This window comes from Chryseobacterium sp. UNC8MFCol (assembly GCF_000482305.1).
Classification (GTDB): domain Bacteria; phylum Bacteroidota; class Bacteroidia; order Flavobacteriales; family Weeksellaceae; genus Chryseobacterium; species Chryseobacterium indologenes.
This window is the reverse complement of record NZ_KI535291.1, coordinates 449,237-473,128: the sequence shown is the minus strand read 5'-3', so window position 1 is coordinate 473,128 and position 23,892 is coordinate 449,237. Positions and strand designations below refer to the sequence as shown.

General features: G+C 38.4%; 21 protein-coding genes. 3 read left to right on the top strand and 18 right to left on the bottom strand.

Annotation, left to right across the window (positions count from 1 at the left end; translation table 11 throughout):
• Positions 1-10: 10 nt before the first annotated feature.
• From M030_RS25090 to M030_RS0119985, 9 genes are all read right to left on the bottom strand, one after another.
• Complete coding sequence (locus tag M030_RS25090; RefSeq protein ID WP_051585188.1) at positions 11-1,045, bottom strand: DUF2931 family protein; 1,035 nt, start codon at positions 1,043-1,045, stop codon at positions 11-13.
• A gap of 103 nt (positions 1,046-1,148) precedes the next feature.
• The gene (locus M030_RS24590; protein ID WP_027375034.1) at positions 1,149-1,448 is read right to left on the bottom strand and encodes a hypothetical protein; all 300 of its coding nucleotides are present in this window, start codon (positions 1,446-1,448) and stop codon (positions 1,149-1,151) included.
• 4 nt (positions 1,449-1,452) lie between these two features.
• Positions 1,453-3,312 (bottom strand): type VI secretion system Vgr family protein, encoded by a 1,860-nt coding sequence (locus tag M030_RS24585; protein ID WP_155860289.1) that lies wholly within the window; start codon positions 3,310-3,312, stop codon positions 1,453-1,455.
• A 251-nt stretch (positions 3,313-3,563) separates the two neighbouring features.
• Positions 3,564-3,971, bottom strand: coding sequence for a type VI secretion system tube protein TssD (gene tssD / locus M030_RS0120010; protein WP_027375033.1), 408 nt, complete (start codon positions 3,969-3,971; stop codon positions 3,564-3,566).
• A gap of 251 nt (positions 3,972-4,222) precedes the next feature.
• A complete protein-coding gene (locus tag M030_RS0120005; protein ID WP_228375302.1) occupies positions 4,223-5,434 on the bottom strand; it encodes a PepSY-associated TM helix domain-containing protein in 1,212 nt (403 codons plus the stop codon).
• The gene (locus M030_RS0120000; protein ID WP_027375031.1) at positions 5,431-6,474 is read right to left on the bottom strand and encodes an alpha/beta hydrolase; all 1,044 of its coding nucleotides are present in this window, start codon (positions 6,472-6,474) and stop codon (positions 5,431-5,433) included. Before M030_RS0120000 ends, M030_RS0120005 begins: the two co-directional genes overlap by 4 nt.
• Positions 6,475-6,497: 23 nt before the next feature.
• On the bottom strand, positions 6,498-8,657 hold the full coding sequence (locus M030_RS24580; protein ID WP_051585186.1) for a TonB-dependent siderophore receptor: 2,160 nt from the start codon (positions 8,655-8,657) through the stop codon (positions 6,498-6,500).
• Positions 8,658-8,795: 138 nt separating this feature from the next.
• The gene (locus M030_RS0119990; protein WP_027375030.1) at positions 8,796-9,491 is read right to left on the bottom strand and encodes a VIT family protein; all 696 of its coding nucleotides are present in this window, start codon (positions 9,489-9,491) and stop codon (positions 8,796-8,798) included.
• A 203-nt stretch (positions 9,492-9,694) separates the two neighbouring features.
• Complete coding sequence (locus M030_RS0119985; protein WP_027375029.1) at positions 9,695-9,994, bottom strand: hypothetical protein; 300 nt, start codon at positions 9,992-9,994, stop codon at positions 9,695-9,697.
• Between the two features lie 254 nt (positions 9,995-10,248).
• On the opposite strand from M030_RS0119985, the gene lgt reads away from it, so the two are divergent.
• On the top strand, positions 10,249-11,085 hold the full coding sequence (gene lgt, locus M030_RS0119975) for a prolipoprotein diacylglyceryl transferase (RefSeq protein WP_027375028.1): 837 nt from the start codon (positions 10,249-10,251) through the stop codon (positions 11,083-11,085).
• A 72-nt stretch (positions 11,086-11,157) separates the two neighbouring features.
• Here the strand turns inward: lgt and M030_RS0119970 are convergent, their stop codons facing one another.
• Positions 11,158-11,913 carry an SDR family oxidoreductase gene (locus M030_RS0119970; RefSeq protein WP_027375027.1) on the bottom strand — a complete coding sequence of 252 codons (756 nt, stop codon included), beginning with the start codon at positions 11,911-11,913 and terminating at the stop codon, positions 11,158-11,160.
• A 701-nt stretch (positions 11,914-12,614) separates the two neighbouring features.
• Here M030_RS0119970 and M030_RS0119965 point away from each other — a divergent pair.
• Positions 12,615-13,043: a cold shock domain-containing protein gene (locus tag M030_RS0119965; RefSeq protein ID WP_027375026.1), complete on the top strand. Its 429-nt coding sequence runs from the start codon at positions 12,615-12,617 to the stop codon at positions 13,041-13,043.
• A 187-nt stretch (positions 13,044-13,230) separates the two neighbouring features.
• Here the strand turns inward: M030_RS0119965 and M030_RS0119960 are convergent, their stop codons facing one another.
• From M030_RS0119960 to queG, 8 genes are all read right to left on the bottom strand, one after another.
• Entirely contained in the window at positions 13,231-14,682 is a 1,452-nt protein-coding gene (locus tag M030_RS0119960) for a TolC family protein (RefSeq protein ID WP_027375025.1), read from the bottom strand.
• Positions 14,663-17,785 carry an efflux RND transporter permease subunit gene (locus M030_RS0119955; RefSeq protein ID WP_027375024.1) on the bottom strand — a complete coding sequence of 1,041 codons (3,123 nt, stop codon included), beginning with the start codon at positions 17,783-17,785 and terminating at the stop codon, positions 14,663-14,665. Before M030_RS0119955 ends, M030_RS0119960 begins: the two co-directional genes overlap by 20 nt.
• Before the next feature lie 28 nt (positions 17,786-17,813).
• On the bottom strand, positions 17,814-18,854 hold the full coding sequence (locus tag M030_RS0119950; protein WP_228375299.1) for an efflux RND transporter periplasmic adaptor subunit: 1,041 nt from the start codon (positions 18,852-18,854) through the stop codon (positions 17,814-17,816).
• A gap of 108 nt (positions 18,855-18,962) precedes the next feature.
• Positions 18,963-19,295, bottom strand: a complete 333-nt coding sequence (locus M030_RS0119945) for a hypothetical protein (RefSeq protein WP_027375022.1) — start codon at positions 19,293-19,295, stop codon at positions 18,963-18,965.
• 182 nt (positions 19,296-19,477) lie between these two features.
• Positions 19,478-19,930 (bottom strand): SRPBCC family protein, encoded by a 453-nt coding sequence (locus M030_RS0119940; RefSeq protein ID WP_027375021.1) that lies wholly within the window; start codon positions 19,928-19,930, stop codon positions 19,478-19,480.
• A gap of 11 nt (positions 19,931-19,941) precedes the next feature.
• Positions 19,942-20,592, bottom strand: coding sequence for a murein L,D-transpeptidase catalytic domain-containing protein (locus M030_RS0119935; protein WP_027375020.1), 651 nt, complete (start codon positions 20,590-20,592; stop codon positions 19,942-19,944).
• 2 nt (positions 20,593-20,594) lie between these two features.
• On the bottom strand, positions 20,595-21,278 hold the full coding sequence (locus tag M030_RS0119930; RefSeq protein WP_027375019.1) for a TIGR02117 family protein: 684 nt from the start codon (positions 21,276-21,278) through the stop codon (positions 20,595-20,597).
• 360 nt (positions 21,279-21,638) lie between these two features.
• Positions 21,639-22,577, bottom strand: a complete 939-nt coding sequence (gene queG / locus M030_RS0119920; RefSeq protein ID WP_027375018.1) for a tRNA epoxyqueuosine(34) reductase QueG — start codon at positions 22,575-22,577, stop codon at positions 21,639-21,641.
• Positions 22,578-22,674: 97 nt separating this feature from the next.
• On the opposite strand from queG, the gene M030_RS0119915 reads away from it, so the two are divergent.
• On the top strand, positions 22,675-23,886 hold the full coding sequence (locus M030_RS0119915) for an autotransporter outer membrane beta-barrel domain-containing protein (RefSeq protein WP_051585184.1): 1,212 nt from the start codon (positions 22,675-22,677) through the stop codon (positions 23,884-23,886).
• The last annotated feature ends 6 nt before the right edge of the window (positions 23,887-23,892 follow it).

The following is a 23,892-nucleotide window of genomic DNA, read 5'->3' as shown; positions in this document are numbered from 1 at the left end:
GTTCTTGTTTTTAGAAAACCTCTACTTTGTCAGTCTTTATAAAGGCTTCTTTGCCATTTTCACCCTTCAATAAGACGGTAAAGAAGCTATATGCCTCATTTACTTTAATAAAAAGATTTGCCTTTGTTGATTTAGGATCATCACCAAATACTTTAGCAAAGGCCTCAAAAGCCGATTTCTCATTCAGATCACAATCTGCCCCGTATTTCTTCTTGTCTGCGCCAATAAAATCAAAACCGATGCTTCTCGGTATTGTCCTCATTTCATTTTCACTTAGAGAAATTTTCGCCGCATCGAGCTGTTCCTGTTCCCCATTAAGTGATGACATACCAACATCTGTCAAAGGATTGAGACCTGCATTTTCCGGAAGTTCAAAAACAGGTTTCCAGCTGTATCGTATTCTATATTGATCCCACAAGCCGAAAGGAATAGGTTTTCCTTTATTTTCTTCCCTTATCCTTGCCGGAATAATCTGTTCGCGGGTCTGCACCATTTCCAAATAATCTTTCCTCCAAAAGCGGTTTTCATGACTGTCCAATGTCGCAATTTCAGATTCCGGAATGGTTACTTTTTTCGCCTGATACCTTCCCACTTCTTTCTGAACTCCAACACCGGCTACCCAAACGACAACTACTCCTCCCGGAGCCATTCCTACACAAATTTTATTATAATTTAAATGTTCTGTTTCACCACTGCCATTAGTTACTTTTACCTGATATCCTTTACTAAAGTATTCTTTAATTTTAGCGGTATCGATAGGTGTATCAACCATATAAAACTGGTTTTCCATATAAGACATCCACACAAAATCCAACCGGGAAGGGAGGCTTTTAAAACCATTTCCCATCCCATTGTTGATGGTACCCCAACGGTTACCACCGGGAGCTATCCCAAAACCTAAACTTACCCATTCCCCGCCTTCGCATTCAATTCCTCCTTTGTATACTTCCATGGGATATCCTAAGGAAGCAGAAGTTGCTTCAGTCCATTCATATTTTGTCATAGTTTCAGTTTTTTTAGGAGCTTTTTTTTCCTGACACGACATCTGGGTAAAAAATAAAAAGCTTAGTAGATATTTTAATATTTTATTCATTCTTACAATCTTATAAAGTCATTATGACACCATTTTAGTACAACAATGTTTGTCTTCAGGAGCATAATCGGGGAACTATAATCAACAGGATCACGGATATGATGATAAAACCGATACCCCCTGAATACATACCAAATAATGTAAAATCACCTATTGCATCTTTCTTCTTCTGAGCTGCTATTATAAACGGCAGAAAAAACAATACGGGCAAAAAAGCACCGCAGAGCCATACAGCCAGCCAGCCGCAATCGCCGTCACCATATCCTGTACAATCCATGACACTTAATGTAATGATACCAGTGAGGATGACGGAAACTAAAGATAACAATAGAGCAATAAGTCCTTTTTTCAACATACATTTAGCCTTTATTCACTTTAGCGTCTATTTTCCCCAGCATTTTGGCAACCCCGGAGCTTTGTAACAAGATATCGCCATTTTTTGCTTTATGTGTTGTGGTAGACGTTGTTTCCTTTAAATCACCTGTCACATTAATAGTTTTATTCTCGTTCACAGTTTGTTTATAATTTTTTGAGGTAAATTTATGATCATTGATAATATGGGTGGTATTATCATTTCCAACGCTTGTTTTCATGTCTTTTCCGACGTTGATGTTAAGATCTTCTCCCGCATTGAATGTCATATTTTTAGGGGCAGTTACGACAATATTACCTTTTCCGTCCATATAATAGTTGTTTCCGCTGGGATCTATAATATTGACACTTCCTTCTGCATCATTCATCAGAATCCTGATTCCGCTTCGGGTTTGTATGGATTTTAAGTGATTATTCACTCCGCCACCCAAAGCAACACCTCCGTGAAACATTCCTCCCATCACAAAAGGGCGGTCCGGATGATTATGTACAAATCCTACCATAACCTGATCTCCTACTTCCGGTATTGCTACATAGCCTCTGTTTTGAGTAATCTGATCTGTTCCTCCCGCATCAGGGGCCATCATCCTGATAAAATTGGTGGTATCATGCAGCTGCCAGTCAAATTTCACCGTTACTCTTCCCTGGCCCAGCGGATCTGTATTGGAAATAACGGTTGCAATTTGTGGCTGTGCAATAGGAAGGGTAAAATCAGGAGTAGGAATATATCCGGTGTCCGAAGCTATAGCTTCAAATCTTCCTGCGTAGCGTCCCAGTGCATCTATCTCGTGAATGATATCCGTCATCATAAGTTTTGTAAAATAAGCTGTTTTGTTGGTATCATTCTTTCTCATATTGATGTCAGCAACACATCCCGGATATAAAAACGGAATGGTAGTACCTCCCGAAACGGTAAATACTTCTACAGCCCTGCTTCCTGCCTTGCTGGTCTGAGAAATAACCACATCCATATCAGTCGCGGCTTTTATGGGGGCAACCTGTAAAGACGGTGTTTTGAAAATTCCGTCATTATTTTTATAAGCAGTCTGTGCCAAATTCCCCACATGCTTTATGGGCGTTTCTCCTGAAGTCAGTTTAGCATTGGAGCTGCTGTTGTATCCGTAAAAATTAGGTTTGATATGCACAGCTTTCAACTCAACATTGATATCAGAGACATTACTTCCGTAGATAAGTTCAAGTGCTTTGTTCTGTGGAGGCATATTTCCGAAGTGCAATACTTCGCCGTCATAATAAAACTGCTCTCCGTAAGCTTCTGCCATCCGGCAGAGATAGTTGTAATGGGTTTCGTTATACTGGGCACTGTACAGAATCTGAGCGGATGCTTTAGCGTTTATTTTCACGTCAAACTTACTGCTTTCAATCCCCTGTTTAATTACTTCGGCAGCAATAATTCCCATGTTGACAGGCTGTTCTCCACCAAAGCTTTGTGTATGGGGAGCGGCATCCAATAAAATAGTTGGGCTCTGTCCTTTTAGTACAATATTTCCCAGGCTATGGTGTTCCTGGCTGAAGCCCACTTTTGTGATTACTCCCACAAAGGTTCTTTCAGGGCTGCCTTCTACATCTTTATACTTAAAAACTACAGTTAGGCGTTTTCCTAAAAACTGCTGAGCTTCTTCGAGATCATGGTTTTGTATTCCATCAAGTGTATCGTGGGCTAGAGTCAATTCAAAGTCATGGTGTTTTTTTACGCTCTGCTGTAAACGGAAGTGTTTGAAGTGCTTGATTATTTTCCCTTCAATCACAATATCCAGTTTCACCACGCGGTTGATTCCGGGAATATGATTTTCCGAAATCTTTTCAGAATTCGAGGTATTTTTATTCATAGGAGATGAGGTGTTTTTGAAAGGTTTTTATTTTTAAAAATAATTCTAAAAATAAGCGTCCTTTTATAAAGTTATAAATTTTTCACAATATAAAACCAATTAATATCCATCATATTTAAAAAATAACAGCAATTTATACAAGACATTTAAAAACATAGATTTGATGATCATTGGAGACAAAAAAACAGAACAGCGTCCTGACGGATGAACTATTCTGTTTTCTTATGTAAGTTTTTAAAGTGATCAGATTCTTATGCAGTAGGCCATGCTCCGTGATAAGAAGAGGTTCCCAGATCAATCTGTTCAGCACTTATAACAAAAGAAATGTACATACTGTTTTCATCCACGGCATCAAAATCCACTTCATGCTGAATCACGTACCCGTTTTGCCATTTCAATGTTGTTAAAGTTCCTTCTTCATGAGACTTGTTGAAAGTTACTTCGCCCACTGTAGGCTTGTACTTTCCGTTAAGAAGACTTTCCAGAATATCTGCTTTTTCTGTAGCTTCTACTGTAATTTTGATTAACGCATTGGAAGGATCTGATGCTACACGTCCTGAAACGTCTGTAGATCTTGATACGCTGTAGTTAAGCTTTAACAGCTTCTGACCTTCCCCGTTGTTGAATTTTAAGATTCCCCTTGAATTTCTTTCTGCCATGATGGTAAATTTTAATCGTTAATATTTGATGATTGATGGTTGGTTATATCACCAAATTTAGATGTAAATATTTGACCGGAAGAATATTTTTATCTAAATATGAAAAAGTGTCGTATTTCTACGACTAACACTTGTTAGGTATAATACAATCTGTAAATCAATTATTTATAAATTCCAAAAAAATCACAAACTAGATGTAAAACGAAAAGGTTACCTCATTGAGATAACCTTTTTCCATCAGACATAAAGCTTCAGGTAGTTTGCCCCTGATGGGCCGATACTCTGTGTTTATGATTATTTTTTGTTTCTTTTTTCTTTTTGGATTTATTTCTTCTTCCCCACCAGATCAGGAACCCGGTAATAGGTAATGAAGTAGCGATGATACCGGCCAGAAATGTAGATAATTTTCCGATCTGTCCCCACCATTGCCCCATATGCAGTTGCCAGATTATATTTTCGGTCTTTTCATGTTGCAGATATTTTCTTCCGATATGTATCTCTTTTCCTGAATACATATCATAAATACTCAAAGAGGCATGCTCAATACTTTTAAGTCCTACTTTTCCTGAAGTGAAAATATAGGCTCCCAGTTTCTTTCTTTCAAAATTCCAGATACTGACTTCTTTTTCACCACTTTTGTTCAGTACTTCATAAGCGAACGGAACAATATCCTTTGCTGTTTTCGTAGAATCCTGCCTGGGTAGAATGTCCATTAAATGTTCTGTAGTCCCGTTGGTCATCTTTACAGTAGTATTCATCAGAGGTTCAAAGAAAATAATAAGCCCTGTCATTCCCAGCATGAAGCACACAAGAAGCGAATAAAAGCCGTATACATTGTGAAGATCATAATTAAATCTTTTGAATCGTGCTTTCCATTTTATCGTAAAACTCGCCTGCCTCGTGGTTTTATTCCATTTTTTGGGCCACCACAAGATAAGCCCCGTGACTGTGCTGATCACAAAAATAATCGTAGCGAGGGCCACCACCCAACCTCCTGTCTTTCCCGCCAGAAACGAGGCATGAAAATGAGCCATGACAAAGAAAAACTGGAGTGATTCATCTTTTTTGAGAATTTTACCTGTGTACGGATCTGCGTAGACCATGGCCAACTTTGGCCCTTCGGGACTGAAAGCCCTGATACGGACGCTTCTTTTCGGATCTTTAAAGAACACAAACTCTGAAATGTCGTACCCCGGATTAGCTTTCCTGAAATTCTGTTTTAGTACGTCAGAAGATACCCGCTCTGCATTGTCGGGAACAGCGACGTATCTTGCCTTGCCGGCACTCCAGTCCATAATTTCGTCGCAATAAACAATAATGGTTCCTGAAAGAGATACCACGACCAGAATCACTCCTGCAACAATACTTGGCCATAAGTGAAGCCATGCTACAATCCTGCTGAAAAGAGATTTTCCTTTTTTCTTTCGAATTTTCGCTTTATCATTCATGTTTGTTTTTTTCATGATGGATAATATTGTTTTTCCAGCCTTTCCAAGGCTTTTACCGATTCCGGTGTACCTCTTTCTTTGGCGATGTTAATTATCTTTTTAAAGAATAATTCGGTAGGCTTAAAAGTATGATTCAAATCTTTGGAAAATGCCTGATAATGCTGGTTGATAAGTGCAGGATCTTTCAGAGCCTCCCTGAAATTCCATTTATTTGATTTGAATATAAAGCGTAGCCCGTCATTATTACCGGGTAAAGGAACTGTTCCATGGTCGTCATTTTGATAGAATTCATATTTCCAGCTGAGGTTTTTCAGCTTTTGCTGCTCCAGCAGGTTTTTGAATTTACCAATGGCGATTTCATGTTCATCGTCTTTAACATTTCTTGCCTCTGCATTATTGGCCTGAGCGAGGAAAAATTTAATATTTTTAAAATCTTTTGTCGAGTTCTCTGCTTTTCTGACCATCAGCTCTTTATCCCACCAAAGGCTTGGGTCATTGGCTATATAAGCATTAAAAAACGGATCTGACAAAAGGTTATTGACTGCTGTAAGTCCTCCGAATGAATGACCTATCAAAACTTTGTAATCATTTGAACGATATTTCTTTTCAATGAACGGATAGAGCTCTTCTTTGATAAACTTCATAAATACTTCATTGCCTCCGCTTTCTGTAAACATTGTCTGTTTTTTACCCGCAAAGTTTATTTCTTTCGAAGCTTTTGTAGGTGTCAGATCCCTGGTACGGTTTGTATTGGCTATCGCTACCAGAATGGCTTGTGGTAAAATGCCAAATGGCTCTTTACTCAAATACTGATATACTGAGGAAAGGTAGTTGAAATTATTTTCAGCATCCAATACATAAATCACGGGATAGCTTGTTTTGGTATACTGATCATATCCTTCAGGAAGAGACACGTAAACGGAACGTTCTTCATGAAGAAACTCCGATTTCAATGGAATTTTCATTCCTATACTGATATTTTCAATCTGAGTTGCCTGTGCTTTGAACTGTAACAGTCCCGCCCATAGAACTATAAATAATAATCCGGTTCTCATTAGCAATTGTTTTATTTATATAGTTAGAATTTATAGTTTAATGAAAGTAAAAGCTGGCGTGGATTCTGCACATACGTCCAGGAATCGCCAAGGTAATACTGCTGATTGGTAAAATTGTTTAGTTTGAGGGCAATTCTGTATGATGACTGATCATAGAAAACAGAAGCATCAAACTTTGCATATCCTTTAGATACGACATCAGAACTGTCTACAAGATAGAACTGGGATTGTGCATTTCCCCCTGCGCCGATACCAAAACCTGAGTATTTCCCAGAAGGAATGGTATAACTTAACCAGAAGTTTCCGGCGTGTCTTGCCTGTCCGGCCGGTCTTCTTCCCTGTACATCTGCTTTTGCTTTTTCATAGACACTGTCATTATAGCCGTATCCCAGAATAATATTAAATCCATGAAATGGGGATGTGATCAGATCCATTTCCACTCCCTGACTTCTTTGGGTTCCATCCTGGATGGTAAGGGTGGGGTCTTTTTCTGTAGGTGTACTGCGTACTTTATCTTTTACCTGAATATTATAATAACTTAGAGTTCCGGAAAGCTTACCGTCCAGTAACTCATATTTCACACCTCCTTCCCATTGATTTGCCTGTTCCGGTTTATAAGTTCTTATCTCACCTAATGAGCTGCTTGGCGCTATATTTTTAAAACCGTTCATATAATTTCCAAACAAAGACACCTTATCTTTTATCACCTGATAAACCAATCCGAGTTTTGGAGACCACGAGTTTTGAATATCTTTATCGGAAACACTGTTGAAATGATCATATCTAAGGGAAGCCATCGCAAATAAACGGTCCGAGACATTGATCACATCAGAAACATACACACTGAAGTTTCTGTAATCACGCTTATAGCCTCTATAGTTTGTTCGCCCCAATATATCCTGATAGGCAGCCTGCGAAATATAAGGTGAGCTTTCATCATTAAACATAACCGGAACAAACTTATCCAGATTACCAAATTTATTTTTATAAATCTGCTGGTCAATATCCTGTACTACCCCTCTTTTATCTGTCGTTTTGGTAGTAGTATAATCAAATCCTACCAATATTTTATTTTTAATTTTTTCCGAAATATTGAAATTACCGATAAAGTTTTGCTGAATTTCATTCAGGTTAAACGTGCTGGGGATATGGTAATAATCTCTCCTTATAGTTCCTTTGTTGGATAAATTCAGGAAAAGATAATGGGCATCATTCTCTGTTTTGGCAGAAGAGAAGCTGGTTTGAGAAACCCAGTTATCTGATATTTTATAGTTTGCCGTGGCAAAAGTGTTGAATATTTTAGCTTTACTCTGGATTTCATCACTTGCGTATGATATTTTTTTATCCAGATTAAAATCATTGATACTTTTATCTTTGAAGACAATATCTTTTCCTGTTATCAGCCCCATATAAGTAGTATTACGGCTAATATCAAAATATTCAAAATCAAGGTTAATATCCAGGCGGTCATTTACTTTAAAGGAAAAAGAAGGCGCAATGGCCACGGATTTTGATTTTCCGAAGTCCTGGAAACTTCCGTCGTTATTATAGGCGGCATTGATACGGGCCAGAAAAGTCTTGTTCTTATTAAGTGGTGTACTCACATCTACCGTGACACGGTTGCTGCTCCAGCTTCCCGCAGTATACCCTATTTCACCTTTGAAATGGTGTAATGGTTTTTTGGTTACTCTGTTAACAAATCCTCCGTAGCCTACCAATAATGCAGACCCGAATAAGGTTCCGGACGGCCCTTTGATCACTTCAATAGCTTCAAGGTTTACAGGATCGGATAGAGAGACAAAGTTTGTCGCCATACCATTTCGCAGCGCTCCTGCCGAGGCATTCGAACTGAATCCGCGCATGGTAAGACCGAGGCCTACCCCTCCGCTTCCTACACTTACGGATACGTTATTTACTCCGGGAAGGAGATTCAGTGAGCTCTGGAGGTCGGTCGCTACCTGCTGTTGTATTAATTCTTTGGGAAGAACGGTATAAACCTGCGGGTTTTCCAGGTTCTTAAGAGGCATTTTGGCAACATATTCAGATTTTTTCTCGGCATATTTTTTTACCCCCGAAACAATAATCTCTTCAATGTGTTTTGATTGAACCGTTGTGTCTTTTTTGTGTTGTGCAACGATCAATACTCCCGACAATAAGGGTATTGAACACAATAGCTTCTTCATAGTTTATTTTTGCTGCAAAGGTATTTATTTTTATTAATTCTAAATAATAATTAATAAAAACATTTTAAAACCTGCATAATTTAAACCATGTATTTGTCGCTATTTTTACATTATAGACAATAGCAAAAACACAAACACCTAATCCACATGAACGCCAAAAAAATGTCCTACCAGTGCTGTGATTCCCATTGCTACAGTACCCCAAAAACAGATTCTCACCATGGCGATCCCCATATGTGAGCCTCCCGTTCTTGCTGATACAGCTCCTAAAAGCATCAAAAATATAATTGAAAAACCATATTGAAAATAAACCATTTGTTTAATCGGAGCCAGGAGGGAAACCGTAAAAGGCAATAGGGCTCCTACAGCAAATGATGCGAATGAAGCAATAGCTGCCTGCAAAGGTTTTGCCTGTGTTATTTCATTGATTCCCAGTTCGTCTCTTGCATGGGCCTCCAGGGCATTATGTTCTGTAAGCTCTGTAGCTACCTGCAATGCCGTTTCTTTGCTGCATCCTCTTTTTTCATAAATTTTAGCAAGTTCCCGCAGTTCTATTTCCGGCATTTCTTCCAATTCACGTTTTTCACGGATAAGGTCTGCTTTTTCGGTGTCTTCCTGGGAACTTACGGACACGTATTCACCGGCTGCCATAGACATTGCCCCGGCAATCATTCCGGCTAATGCGGCAAGAATAATAATATGACGTGCCGGTTCTGCTGCGGCAACACCAATGACAATACTTGTTGTAGATAATAACCCGTCATTTGCTCCCAATACAGCCGCACGGAGCCATCCCACTCTGTTTACGTAATGCTTTTCTAACTGATGATGCATATTTACTTGTTTCGGCGTTGATATTGTTATTAAAGTTATAAAATGTTTCTTCAAGAATCATTTTAAATTACCCGGGTTTGGGAAAGAAAGTAAATTGTACAATGAGGAACTTGGAAGACTTAGAAGCAAGAAACTTCTGTACATGCATAAAATCCTATGAAATAACGTGATGAATAGTAAAAAAGAAATAGTATCCTGATGGATTATTTATATCTGTAATAGGTTATACTTTCCTCTGTCAGACTGGCTTCATTGTCCCTCTTAGTTTCAGGATCTTGCTCATATGACGTTTTTTGGAGCGTAATATCGTCTTTTGGATCATCCAGGGTATCATGCTTACTTTTTTCAATAGCCGCAATCAGCTCATCAAGTTTCAGCTGCAGCTCTTTTGAATCTTTTTGTGCATTACGGATCATCATTACCGCAAAAGCGGCAATTCCCAGAACTGCACTTCCTTTAACAAAAGCTCCAGTGGTAACACTATTCAACATATCTTTTATCATAACATTATTTTTTAAAATTACTGAGCTTACAACAGGTTGCAACAACCCGTATTGAGATTGATTTTTTCCAGCAGTTATCTTTCAATCAGAAATAAAGCCTTTACGAAAAATGTGGTAGGTTTAGAAAGCAACCCTTGCAGAACATATCTGACCGAAGGTAAAAAAAATACAGTTAACACTTTATGATTCAGATCATAGAACCCGATATCTACTGTCTTATCACGTGAAAGTTCGTATTTTCTTATATTTGCACAATGAGTTTATTATACATTGACTGGAATGTCAATCCCGAAATTGCAAATATTCTGGGAATTCCTTTAAAATATTACGGTCTATTATTTCTTGCAGGCCTTGTTTTATGCTTCAACATTTTAAAAAGTGTTTATAAAAAAGAAAATTTGAGTATGCAGGCACATGAAGCGCTGTTTTCATATGCTCTGATCGGAATATTATTAGGAGCACGTCTGGGCCATTGTTTTTTTTATGACTTTGATTATTACTCACAACATCCTTTAGAAATACTTTTACCCATCCAGAAAGGCCCTGATGGAGCTTATCATTTCACAGGTTTTGCCGGGCTTGCCAGCCATGGTGGTGGTATCGGTTTGATTATTATGCTGCTGTTGTACGCAAGAAAGTATGCGATCCCCTTTATGACCATACTGGATGCTATCGCTATTGTATTACCATTGGGAGGTACCTTTATCAGATTGGCGAATCTGATGAATTCAGAAATTATAGGTGTACCAACGAATGTTCCGTGGGCTTTTATCTTCAGACAGGTAGACGACCTTCCAAGGCATCCTGCCCAGCTCTATGAAGCGATCTCTTATCTGATCATATTTTCCGTTGTTTACTTGATGTATAAGAAAAACTTCGTCAAAATCGGAAAAGGCTTTTACTTTGGGATAAGCATTCTTTTAATTTTCGTCATGCGTATCCTGATTGAATTTATCAAGGTAGATCAGGTTGAATTTGAACATGGTATGAGCTTAAATATGGGACAACTCTTAAGCATTCCTTTTATTATCCTTGGCTTATTTTTTATCATCAAAAGTATAGTTGAAAAAGGGAAAATGAAAACTTCATAATTTCCACTTTTCTGTTAAATAAAAAAAACTCATTGAAAATGGCTTCAATGAGTTTTTTATGGTATTTCTTACCTATCTTGTGGTATATCCTCCGTTGGCAAAGATGGTCTGCCCCGTGATCCACCATCCGTCGGTTACTAAAAACTCTACCAATGGGGCAATGTCTTTGATATCGGTAAGGCCTCCTAATGCAGCTGCTGATTTATGATAAGCAACGGCGTCGTCTGTTTCCTGGCCATAGAAAAAAGGAGTATCCATAGGGCCCGGAGCTACAGCAGTTACCGAAATACCCCTTGAACCAAATTCTTTTGATGCAGCCCTTGTGAAGTGTTCTACAGGAGCTTTTGCCCCCGCATAGGTAGAATACAATCCGGTATAGGCAGCCAGCAATGAAGTGACAATTGTACATATTCTTCCGTTGTCATTCAGTTTTTTGCCGGCTTCCTGTAAGAAAAAGTAAGCAGATTTTGAATTGACATTGAACATGGTATCATATTCTGCTTCCGTAGTATCGGTGAACGGCTTTTTCAAGACCATACCTACGGTATTGATAGCTATATCGATTCCTCCAAAACGGGAAATCGTTTCATCAAAAAACTTTGTAAGATTTTCTACTTTGGTGAGATCTCCCTGAAACAGGAATGCTTCTGCACCTAATGCCTGAACTTCTGCAAGAGTTTTTTCACTTTCGGCCTTAGAACTTTCACTGTTGTAATGAATGGCCAGCTTTGCTCCTTTTGCGGCAAAATCTTTACTTAATAATCCTCCAAGATTCTTGCCTCCACCGGCAATTAAAACAACTTTTCCCTGTACATTTTGTGTTGACATTTTGTAATTTTTAAATGTTAATACAGCAAAGATGAACAATAAAACGCACCACAGTATGGTGAATTTTTCGGAAGTTGTCTAAAGTATCAGTTACCGTTTCCTGAATCAGGTCAAAATAAAAATCAAAATTTTATCACAAACAATTTTATCATTATGGTATTATTTACCAGACAGATACATTTTAAGAGACCAGGATAAAATGAAATTTACACTGAAAACCCCCATCAATAAAGAATTTTAGGCACAGCATTTGATACTTTGGCGAGTATCGCACACCACATTCATACAAAAATATATTTTTTTTCATAATCCTCAGGTTTCTGGGGATTTTTTGGTAAATCCTTTTGAATACTCCATCATCATTACTATAAAATGATTTATAAAATTCTTAATAATAACCTTTTCTGATAATCAATCATTTAAAACAGGATTATTCATTTTATTGTTGTATATTTGCATATTATAATCAAGTCACTACTTTGTTTTCTGTAACGACTCGAATAATTCATTCAGTCATTGCTTTTTGAGCAGCCATATTTTTAACTTTTATTCTTCTATTAAGAACAATACTTGTCGGAATTTTAAAGCTCTGGATGATTGGAAAAAAATCCAAGGACAGGAAACATCGACGGGCTTTAAAGGTCTGCAAGAGACCAGATTGAACTTAACAATTTATAGAAACTAAATACTAAAAATAATTTATGGCAGATTCTTTTTCTAAAAAGGAAAATTTCAAGAAAAAAATTCAAAAGCAAAAAGAAAAGGCGCTAAGACGCGAAGAACGTAAAACGAACAACAACAAAGGGAAGGATATGGAAGATGTATTCATGTACGTAGATGAATTCGGAAGATTAACATCTACTCCCCCTGAGCAAAGACAGGAAATCAACCTTGAAGATATTCAGCTTGGTGCAGCTCCTATCATTGAAGAAGATCCAAGAAAAACAGGAATTGTTACGTTCCTGAGTGAAAAAGGATATGGTTTTATTACAGAAGATAATTCCAAAGAAAATATCTTCTTCCACAACAACAACTGTGCGGAACCTGTGAAAAAAGGAAACAAGGTATCTTTTGAAAAAGAGAAGTCTCCTAAAGGGTTTTCAGCTGTTGAAATTCAGATTGTCAAATAATATTTACCGATAAAATATTTCTGTCATTCAAAGCAGATTTATTGTAAACAATACAGAAAGAGACTGCCCGTGGGCAGTCTCTTTTTTATATCCGAATCATATAGTTATAAATATTCCGGATGATATTTCACAAAAAAGAAAAGAAGCCACCTGAAAAGGCAGCTTCATCCATCGTAAAAAAGTATAATCAATCCAGTTTCCCTCCGAGTGCTTTAAACAAAAGGACGTTATTCCTGGTATTCTGATGCTGGAACTGTAATAAATCCAGTTCAGCAGTTAATTTGCTCTTTTGAGAATTGATCAGTTCAAAATAATTCGCATATCCTGTCAGATAGAGGTCATTAGAGACTTCTACTCCCCGATCCAGAAATCCCACTTCTTCAGATTTTAATTGTAAAACCCTCTCGTAGATTTTAGTTTGCTTCAGAATAGACTGCAATTCATTGAATGCGGTGGTAATACTTTTCTGATAGTTCAGAAAGGCGATTTCCTGTTCTTTGCTGGCTACTTTAAATTCGTATTTCAATTGTCCTTTATTAAAGACGGGCACCATAAGCCCACCAAGCAATTGCCCTGCTAAGGAACTTGGTTTGAATAACGTTTCCACGGAAAAAGAATTCAGCCCGAAACCGGCACCAAGGTCTATTTTAGGGTAGAAGGCAGCTCTTGCCGCTTTGGCGTCGGCCTGCGAGGCTTCCAGCACATAATAATTGGCTGCAACATCAGGACGAGAGTGAATAACAGCTTCCACATTAATATTTTTATTTAAAACATCCATATTGGTAGGCATCAAGGTCTTTCCTCGTTTTACATCACCACCATAGCTTCCGGTGAGGGTAGTAATGGCTTGCTCAACGGTAACAATCTCAACTTTGATGTGTTCAATTTCAGCCAGCCAGTTATTATTCTGAGCTTTAAACTGCTGTACCGCCAGTTCTGTAGCTTTTCCGACTTCACGCTGGGCCAAAACAATCTCAAAGGCGCGCTGCTGAAGGTTATAATTTTTCTGATAAATGGCAAGACGGTTGTCTAAAGCCACCAGTTGATAGTATAAATTGGCGATATCAGTAAAAAGCTCTACCTGTAAGAGCCTTAGCCCTTCCGCAGAAGCAAGAAATTTCTTTTGAGCTGCAATTTTTTTATTTTTTAACTTACCCCAGGCATCAATTTCCCAGCTGCTCCTTGCCCCCAACCAATAATTGGGTGTAAAGTCTCTGTTGATCTTTTGTTCCTCAGTGATATTAGGAGAAAGATTGGTATCATAATTTCCTACTCCTTCCATGGTATATTTTCCGTAACGGTTGCCTGAAGCCTCTACTCCCACTTCCAAAGAGGGCAACAGATCCATTTTGGAACGCTGAAGAAAGCTATTGGCAATTTCTACTCTCTGTTGGGCAATCTGAAAATCAGGGTTAGCCTGAACTACTTTATCAAAGAGCTCCAACAATTGTGGTTCTGTAAAATACTCTTTCAAATTGAGTTGTTGAAATTCCTCTGAATTTGTACTATTCCCTTTTTTGAGAATTTCCTGCGGCAGCTCCCGGGCTTTTTTTACATCAGCCACTTTAGGTACTGCGCAGGAACTAAGGCTTATGACAGCAATTCCGAATACTATATTTCTATGATTTAGTCGTTTCATTTTTCTTCTTATTTTCAAGTTTTGCAAAGAATATATACAGCCCGGGGATGACTACCAATCCGAAAATAGTTCCGATCAGCATTCCTCCTGCTGCTTCCGTACCAATCGACCGGTTTCCTATCGCACCGGCTCCTGATGCAATACACAGAGGAATAAGACCTGCCACAAATGCAAAAGAAGTCATCAGGATAGGACGAAGACGCTGTCTTGCCCCTTCAATAGCGGCCGGAATGATATCAAAGCCCTGTTTATTCCTGGCTACGGCAAATTCTACAATCAGGATGGCATTTTTAGCTAAAAGCCCGATCAACATGACCAGAGCAACCTGTGCATAGATATTATTATCCAGTCCGGCCAATACCAATGCGATATATGAACCAAAGATCCCGGTTGGCAGGCTTAAGAGTACGGGCATAGGAAGAAGGAAACTTTCGTACTGCGCCGCCAGCAAAAGGTATACAAACAATAGACAGATCAGGAAAATATAAACGGTTTGGTTTCCGGACAAAATTTCTTCTCTTGTCATTCCCGACCATTCTATGTCGAAACCTCTCGGAAGTACCTCTTTAGCTACGCGTTCTACGGCTGCAATGGCATCACCGGAACTATACCCTTCCGCAGGTTCCCCGTTGATCATGGCCGACATATACATATTGTACCTTGTCAGCACTTCGGGACCATATACTTTTTCAATAGTGATAAATGTTGAAAAAGGGACCATTTCGCCTTTGTCATTCTTTAAATATAAATTCAAAATACTCTCTGGGGTATCCCTGTGCTCGGGACTTGCCTGAACCATCACTTTATACATCTGACTAAAACGGATAAAGTTCGTTGCATAATAGGAACCTAACATAGTCTGCAGTGTTGACATTGCATTGTCTACAGAAATTCCTTTCTTCGCGGCCATATCGTAATCTACATTGATCATATATTGCGGGAAGGTAGCATCGAAACTGGTAAAGCTGTTTTGGAGTTCCGGTGCTTCATTCAGTTTTTTAACAAAATCCTTCGTGATCTTATCGGTATTTTCGATTGTTCCGCCGGTTCTGTCCAGTAAACGCAATTCAAAGCCACTGGTATTTCCAAATCCGGGAACGGTTGGTGGAGCAAAGATTTCTATCTGGGCATCGGCAATACCTTTTGTTTTTTCTGAAAGTTGAGCAATCAGATCATTCACTGAAATACTTCGTTGTTTCCAGTCTTTAAGGTTGATCATTGCCATTCCGTAGGAGGAACCTGCAATTTCTGTTACAATACTGTATCCGGCAAGTGTTGTTACGTTTTCCACACCTTCAATTTTTTTAGCCATCACTGTCACTTCGTCCAGTACTTTTTCTGTTCTTTCCACCGTGGCTCCCTGTGGTGTGGTAACACTGACGTACACCATTCCCTGGTCCTCCATCGGAATAAATCCGGTCGGAAGGAATTTACTGGTTACAAAAGTTAATGCTATAAATAAGAAAAGTAAGCCGAACGTAACGGTTGTTCTTGTGGCAAATTTTGTTAATATACCTACATATCCGTTAGTCAGTCTTTCAAAACCTATATTAAAGCTATGGAAAGCCCTGTCGATAATGGTTTTCTTTTTATCATGGGCATGAGGCTTTAAAATAATAGCACACAGCGCAGGCGTAAGCGTTAAGGCATTCACCCCTGAAATCACAATACTGATCGCCAGCGTCAGTGAAAACTGACGGTAAAAAACACCAACCGGCCCATCCAGAAATGCTACGGGAATAAATACGGCAGACATTACAATGGTGATTGCTACGACCGCTCCCGCTATTTCTTTTGTAGCACTTACCGTGGCATCCATGGCATTCATTCCTTCTTCCATTTTAACGTGAACGGCTTCCACGACGACAATTGCATTATCCACCACAATTCCGATGGCGAGGACGAGGGCAAATAAGGTCAACAGGTTGACGGAGAAATCAAGCATATTCATAAAGGCAAAAGTTCCTACCAATGCTACCGGAACCGCCAGTACGGGAATCAATGTTGAGCGCCAGTCCTGAAGGAAGATAAATACCACAATTCCTACCAGAATAAATGCTTCGATCAAAGTTGTCAATACCGCACTGATGGATGCGTCAAGGAACCTGGACACATCATAAGCCATATTATACTCCATTCCCGGAGGGAAAGAGGAGACTTTCAGTTCTTCCATTTTGGCTTTTACACTTTCAATCACTTCAGAAGCATTGGACCCGGGACGTTGTTTCATCATAATGGACGCAGAAGGTCTTCCGTCTGTTTTGGAAACCATTCCGTAATTCATTGCTCCGAATTCCACTTTCGCAATATCTTTCAGTTTTAAGATCGTTCCGTCTATATCAGCACGGATAGGAATTTCTTCGTACTGCTTAGGTTCGAAAAATTTACCTTTATATTTGATTACATATTGCAGCTGACTGGAAGTTTTTCCTGAGGTCTCACCTACTTTTCCGGGTGCTGCGGAAATATTCTGCTTCTGGAGTGAGCTGATCACTTCATCTGCAGAGATAGTATAGGCTGCCATCTTTTGGGGATCGAGCCATACCCTCATAGAATATTCTTTCTGTCCCATGATCTCGGCACGACCTACTCCATCAATACGTTTCAATTCCTGAAGAACGTTGATGTCTGTAAAGTTGTAAATAAACTGTTCATCCTGGCTTGGGTCAGTACTGGTAATATTGAGGTACATCAGCATACTGTTCACCTCCTTTTCAGTGGTAACTCCGGCCCTGATTACTTCTTCGGGAAGTTCATCAAGGATTGTAGTTACCCTGTTCTGTACATTGACTGCTGCTACATCAGGATCTGTTCCGACTTCGAAAAACACCTGGATAAGGGTAAGCCCATCATTTGAAGTAACCGTAGACATATAGGTCATGCCCGGCACTCCGTTGATGGCCCGTTCGAGAGGAAGTGCTACAGCATTAGCTGACACTTCCGCATTGGCTCCTGTATATTTTGCTGTTACCGTTACAGAAGGCGGTACAATATCGGGAAACTGGGTAATCGGCATCTTCAGCAAGGCCATAATTCCCAGGAGTACAAATACTATGGAAATAACCAACGAAAGAACCTTTCGTCTTATAAACATTTCTACCATTATAAATTGATTTAAAGATTATGAAAGCTTACACCTTCTTTTTAATTTTAATGGCATCACCATCTTTTAAAGACTGAGTACCTTCATAAATGATTAAATCTCCTTTTTTAAGACCACTTTCCACCAAATAGGAATCCCTCAGAGTATTTCCGATCTTAATATGGGTCATTTTCACCTTGTTCTGCTTATCGAGTACAAAAACGTAGGTTTTATCCTGAATAGAGAATGTAGATTTTTGCGGAATAAGAATGGCATTATTCTGTTGTTCGGAAATGATAAGCTTCCCGGAAGTACCATGTTTGATCAGACGGTCCGGATTGGGAAATAAGGCTTTATACCGGATGGAGCCTGTGGCCCTGTCAATTTCTCCTTCTGCTGTTTTCAAGGCTCCGTTAAACCGGTAATTTACGCCATTGGGTAATGTCAGTTCAATCTTCTGATGATTACCTATCTTATCATTAGCCAAGAGTTCAAAGTATACATTTTCCGGAATGGAAAAATAGGCATACACCTCATTCAGTTGAGATAGTGTTGTCAAAAGGGTACCATTTTCTACCAAACTTCCGTCTTTGTGGGGAATAACATCAATAACTCCATCGAAAGGGGCTGTAATTTTTGTAAAGCTAATCTTCTGCAATACGGTTTTCTTCTCAGCATCAGCAAAGGCATGCCTGGCTTTGGCGGATGATAATTTTGCTTTTACCATCTCCAGTTCGTTATTGGCCACAAATTTTTTGGCGTGCAGGCTCTGGATCTGTTTCAGTTCCACTTCAGCAATACGGACGTCAGCCTCTGTTTGCTTTAAGGCTGCGTTGGCTTTAAGTAATTCCATCTGAAGTTCGGCATCATTAATTTTAAAGAGAGCCTGGCCCTGGCGTACAAACTGACCTTCGTTAACGTAGATATGCTGTATAATCCCTCCTATTCTGGAACGCATTTCCACGTTCTTTTTGGCCTGAATATCTGTTACAAAATGGTTACTTACTAAAGTATCTTTTTCTTTGATTTCAAGTACCGGGACTTCTTTCTCGTTCTGATTGTTTCTTTCCTTGTTTTTACTGCATGACACAGCGAATAATGTTGCAAAAGTGCAAATTATTACATTTTTAAAATACATCTTACAATGTTTAAGTTATAAAAATTTCGTTAAAATAAAACTGGTTTTCAATACCTTAAACTAATAGAGCTGGAGGAGATGGAGAAAAGATCTGACGCCGCAAATGGTAGAGAGTGAAATTTCAGGAAGGCTGATTTTCGGGCTTAGTTTTAGAACTGCCGAAAAGTCTCCCGGAGCATCTTCTTCTTTGCGTACGGAGTGTTTTACAATTTTTGAGGCTGCGGGCAATGCATGTGTATTCATATCAGCCTCCTCGTAAACATCCAACAGGTGGATATTGCTTACATGGGGAACATGAGGAATATTATTTAATGATTTTTCTGCCCAATTCGAATTGAAAAGGGTAAAAACCAGTATAATATAAAATATGATAAATGACCTCAGACCTGCCATGTCAACAAGAATACGTGCTTTGTGTAAAAACGATAGTGCCGCAAAAATAGGGATTTTTGTGCGGAAAAGCGGTCTTTTAATTGTTAAAAAAACTTAAACAATGGCTATGTATCATCATGGAATCCTTAGCTTGTATAAAGATTTCAGGCTCTGGCAAATTTTAAGGTGACGAATTACGGTGTTTAAAACAACTTACTCAGTATCCTGAAACGGTAATCAAAGATATACTCCAGTTTCTTTTTAACAAACAGTTTGTGGGCGATTTCCCCCAGGAATCCCACAGGAAGCTCATATTCTATAGTATCGCGCATTAATACTCCATATTCATTAGGAATAAACTCATGATGGTGATTCCATAATTTGTAAGGTCCTTTTTTTTGAAAATCGATAAAGCTTTTTTGAAAATCCACGTGGGTGATCTCTGTCTGCCATTTCATTCTGATCCCGAATAAAGGCGAAATATAATAATCGATGATCATGCCTTCATCAATTTCATCATTTTCCATCTCTGTAAGAACAGTAAATCCCATGTCTTTGGGAGTAATCTCAGAAAGATTATTAGCCGAAGAAAAAAATTTCCAGGCAGTTTCTATATCACAGTTGAGCTGTTGCTCCCGGAAAAGGATATGCTTCATCGTATTTCTTTTTATTTATAAATCCACATCAGAACCGGTTTTTCTGAATTTTGAATCATAGGATCAATTTTCTTCATAGCATTATTTGAAATGGTAGGACAGCCCCATCCTTCCGGTGATCCTTTGGGAAAAGTTTCTTCATCACTCATCAGGTCCCAGGAATGAAAGACAATAAATCTTTTTAATGCATTGGTATTGGTTTCTTCAAGCCCGTGCATCAGGTATTTTATATTAATTCCCCATTCACTGTAGCCTCTTCCCTGTAGTTTATACTTTCCTAGTGAAGACAGATGACTTCCGTCTTCGTTACTGAATTCCGGGCGATCTTTTGATTCGTCCTTACTCCATGAGTTTGGGCCACAACCATGACCTACCAGGTATTTCTCTGTAACCGATTGTGTCTTTAGATCCCAGACAAAAAATCGTTTGATCCCTGAATGCAGGCTCATATCAATAAGAATACAAAAATCGGTATTCAGATCTTTGGACATACAAAATTTCAAGGCTTCCTGACCTTTTATTTTCATTTTAGAAAGGTCAGCTTCCGGCTTCTTTTCAGCCTTTGGAACAGGATTAACAGGAATAAAATCCGTTGCAGCTTTTTCTTTGATACAAGAGAAAGAAATAAAATTCAGCAAAAGAAACAGATAAATCCTTTTCATCTTTATTTATAGTGCTGAAAAATCCCAAAATCAGTGGGAGTCCAAAGAGCTGCCTTTTGTCCTGCCGCTTTTAAAGCATCATTTGTCCAGGTGTTGCAGGTATAGAGGAAACTGTATGTTCCCTTTGCGTCATAAAAAGCGTCATTATCGCTATACACCGCGTCGGTAGGTATCAGCATGAAATTTCCATTCTGATCTCTGTCAAATTTATCTTCTACAAATTGTACAAGATTTTTGTACTGACTTCTGCTGATCATAATCATTTTGCAGTCATCTGCTTCTTTCATGGTATAATAGTAGGTGCAATGCATGGCCGAATCACTTAACCAAAAGGCTGCTTTTACAGCGGTGGAAAATTTTAAATCAGCCCAGGTCGGGGTATCAAGGTAAAAGCCCTTATCACCCCATCCTATTCCTATATAATTGTAATCTGTTTTTTTTGATTTGACGTTGGCAAAAGGTATTTTCAGGCTCCAGTCCTGCATATCATTCCTTACCGGCATCACAATATCAGTATGCACACCGTTGGTATAAATATAAATGGGGATATCTTTCTTTTCGCCATCATTTTTAGCAGAAACCGGTATAAAAGGAATCAGCAGTCCCAGGATCACGTAAATAATCACAATTCCCAAAATAATTCCCAAAACTTTCAGAGCGTAGATGAGTATGGTTTTCCCAGTCATGTTTTTTAATAAAATTTAATCTTTAATTTTTGGTAAAAGTATTTGTTTTTATCGAAAAAATGGCTATATTTAGTTACGAAATATTCATAAATATGCGTAAAAATACCAAGTCCCAAAAAAGATTTAAAGTAAGAGTAAAAACTGCTCCAAAAAGAATACAAAAAAAACGTTGATTTTCGGTGAGATCTAATCTCCTGAAAGTCAATTTTTCTTTTATAGGAAAGGCTTTTTAAGAAACTTATTCAAAAAAATCTTAACCTCTTTAAGGTAGAAAACTTAAGGAATGGTCGATTATCAGCTTTAGTTTGGAACTCAGAAAAATTCCAAAGGAGGGATTGTCACCAAAAGTTTAAGCTAAAATCAGTCTGAAGATCTCTGCAAAAACTCTATATTCCTCTTCAGGCCAGCAAATTTGGTTCTTTTCACGGGTGATTTCCTGAAGATTTCAGAGAAAATTTCCTGAGTAAGCTCTTTCCATTCTCCTTTTTTAAAATTTCTCAAAGCTTCATTAGGGGTAAATCTGCTCTGTTTATGGGGTGCTGCAAAACGATTCCAGGGGCATACGTCCTGGCAGATGTCACATCCGAACATCCAGTCTTCCATTTTATTTTTAAAGTGATCGGGTATTTCGTCTTTAAGCTCGATGGTAGCGTATGAGATACATCGGCTTCCGTCGACAATTTTTTCTGAAACGATAGCACCTGTAGGACAGGCGTCAATGCATTTCCTGCATGTTCCGCAATGATCTGTTGTGGCATGATCGGCAATCAGCTCAAGGTCACAGATAATTTCTGCCAAAAAATAAAAGGAACCGTTTTGTCTGGTAATGAGGTTGGCATTTTTTCCTACCCAGCCAATTCCAGACTTCCTTGCCCAGCTTCTTTCCATAACAGGGGCAGAATCTACAAATACTCTGAAACCGAATTCGCCGATTTCTTCCTGCAGCTCAGCTACCATTTCACGAAGAATTTCTTTGATGACCTCATGATAATCTTCAGCATAGGCATATTTTGATATTTTAAAGTTCTCCAGAACGGAGAGTTTTTCTTCGGGAAAGTAATTGTACGAAAGTGAAATTACCGATTTGGAATCTTCTACCAAAAGCCTCGGATCGAGTCTTTTATCAAAGTGATTTTCCATATATTTCATTTCGCCATTAAAATTATTCTTAAGCCATTTTTCAAGAGGTCTTGCATCTTCCTCCAAAAAATCAGCTTTGGAAATACCACAACTCTGAAATCCAAAACTTTTGGCCTTGGATTTTATCAGTTGGGAATATTTTTCTGCTCCTGCATTCATAATTTCACAGTGCAAAATTAAGATTATTTTATAAATTTGCGCGTTTTACAATTTTAGAATAAAAATAACCCGATAAAAAAACTACTAATCAATACTTATGAAAAAAGCAGCTCTTCTGGCAGGACTTCTTGCTGCAGGCATGCATTATGCACAAATTAAATTTGAAAAAGGATATTTCATAAACAACAGCGGTGAAAAAAAGGAGGTTTTAATCAGAAATATGGATTGGAAAAACAATCCTGTAGATTTTGAATATAAAACCGACACTTCTTCGGAAATTAAAAAAGAAAGCATCAATAATGTAAAGGAATTCAGCATCGATGGTGAATGCAAATATCTAAGAGCTACCGTAATGGTTGACCGTTCTTCTATGAACCTCAACTCTATGTCCGAAAACAAAGCTCCGGAATTACAAAAGGAAACTCTTTTCCTTAAATATATCGTTGAAGGAAAAGCTGATCTTTATTATTATGAAGACGGTAATCTCAGGAGGTATTTTTACAATTCTGAGACCTCTGAGCCGGAACAGCTTATTTACAAAGCATACTATATCAACGAAGGAAGTATAGGATATAATGAAGATTATAAAAAGCAGATTACTGAACACCTGAAATGTGGCAGCAACGGTATACCGCTTCAGAACATTACCTATACAACAAAAGATCTTACGAAGGTTTTTACACAGTATAATCAGTGCTCAGGAGACCTGGTGGCAGACTATACCAATTACAATGTTAAGAAAAACCTTTTCCATCTGAACATCAGACCGGGAGTTAATTTTTCATCTTTTAAAACGACTCATAATTATACCTGGCAATCTATAGAAACAAATTTTGGTAGCCATACCTCTTTCAGAATCGGACTGGAACTGGAATATGTTCTTCCTTTTAACAAGAACAAATGGGCCCTTTTTGCAGAACCTACCTACCAGTATTACAAAGGAAGTAAGGAAATCACAGAGAATGCAGGAACTTATTTTGAATACAAATATACTGCTACAACAGATTATAAATCTATAGAACTTCCTCTTGGATTAAGGCATTATTTCTTTTTGGGTGACCGTTCCAAGCTATTTTTAAATGCAGCCTACGTCATCGATTTTAATATGAATTCGTCTATCAAATTTGATCGGTCAGAATTGGAAGTTTCATCAGGAAATAATTTTGTGTTCGGAGCCGGTTATAAGTACAATGACAAATTCAGTGCTGAGGTCAGAGTGGGAACAGCAAGAACTCTGCTTCGCAATTATGTAAGTATAGGTTCGGATTATAATACCGTATCTTTCATTTTGGGGTATACTCTATTTTAAATAGTA

Bases quoted from the DNA above. Each gene is read 5' to 3' on its own strand.
- M030_RS25090 (WP_051585188.1), bottom strand. From the start codon at position 1,045: ATGTCGTGTCAGGAAAAAAAAGCTCCTAAAAAAACTGAAACTATGACA.
- M030_RS24590 (WP_027375034.1), bottom strand. From the start codon at position 1,448: ATGTTGAAAAAAGGACTTATTGCTCTATTGTTATCTTTAGTTTCCGTC.
- M030_RS24585 (WP_155860289.1), bottom strand. From the start codon at position 3,312: ATGAATAAAAATACCTCGAATTCTGAAAAGATTTCGGAAAATCATATT.
- tssD (WP_027375033.1), bottom strand. From the start codon at position 3,971: ATGGCAGAAAGAAATTCAAGGGGAATCTTAAAATTCAACAACGGGGAA.
- M030_RS0120005 (WP_228375302.1), bottom strand. From the start codon at position 5,434: ATGAAAAAAACAAACATGAATGATAAAGCGAAAATTCGAAAGAAAAAA.
- M030_RS0120000 (WP_027375031.1), bottom strand. From the start codon at position 6,474: ATGAGAACCGGATTATTATTTATAGTTCTATGGGCGGGACTGTTACAG.
- M030_RS24580 (WP_051585186.1), bottom strand. From the start codon at position 8,657: ATGAAGAAGCTATTGTGTTCAATACCCTTATTGTCGGGAGTATTGATC.
- M030_RS0119990 (WP_027375030.1), bottom strand. From the start codon at position 9,491: ATGCATCATCAGTTAGAAAAGCATTACGTAAACAGAGTGGGATGGCTC.
- M030_RS0119985 (WP_027375029.1), bottom strand. From the start codon at position 9,994: ATGATAAAAGATATGTTGAATAGTGTTACCACTGGAGCTTTTGTTAAA.
- lgt (WP_027375028.1), top strand. From the start codon at position 10,249: ATGAGTTTATTATACATTGACTGGAATGTCAATCCCGAAATTGCAAAT.
- M030_RS0119970 (WP_027375027.1), bottom strand. From the start codon at position 11,913: ATGTCAACACAAAATGTACAGGGAAAAGTTGTTTTAATTGCCGGTGGA.
- M030_RS0119965 (WP_027375026.1), top strand. From the start codon at position 12,615: ATGGCAGATTCTTTTTCTAAAAAGGAAAATTTCAAGAAAAAAATTCAA.
- M030_RS0119960 (WP_027375025.1), bottom strand. From the start codon at position 14,682: ATGAAACGACTAAATCATAGAAATATAGTATTCGGAATTGCTGTCATA.
- M030_RS0119955 (WP_027375024.1), bottom strand. From the start codon at position 17,785: ATGGTAGAAATGTTTATAAGACGAAAGGTTCTTTCGTTGGTTATTTCC.
- M030_RS0119945 (WP_027375022.1), bottom strand. From the start codon at position 19,295: ATGGCAGGTCTGAGGTCATTTATCATATTTTATATTATACTGGTTTTT.
- M030_RS0119940 (WP_027375021.1), bottom strand. From the start codon at position 19,930: ATGAAGCATATCCTTTTCCGGGAGCAACAGCTCAACTGTGATATAGAA.
- M030_RS0119935 (WP_027375020.1), bottom strand. From the start codon at position 20,592: ATGAAAAGGATTTATCTGTTTCTTTTGCTGAATTTTATTTCTTTCTCT.
- M030_RS0119930 (WP_027375019.1), bottom strand. From the start codon at position 21,278: ATGACTGGGAAAACCATACTCATCTACGCTCTGAAAGTTTTGGGAATT.
- queG (WP_027375018.1), bottom strand. From the start codon at position 22,577: ATGAATGCAGGAGCAGAAAAATATTCCCAACTGATAAAATCCAAGGCC.
- M030_RS0119915 (WP_051585184.1), top strand. From the start codon at position 22,675: ATGAAAAAAGCAGCTCTTCTGGCAGGACTTCTTGCTGCAGGCATGCAT.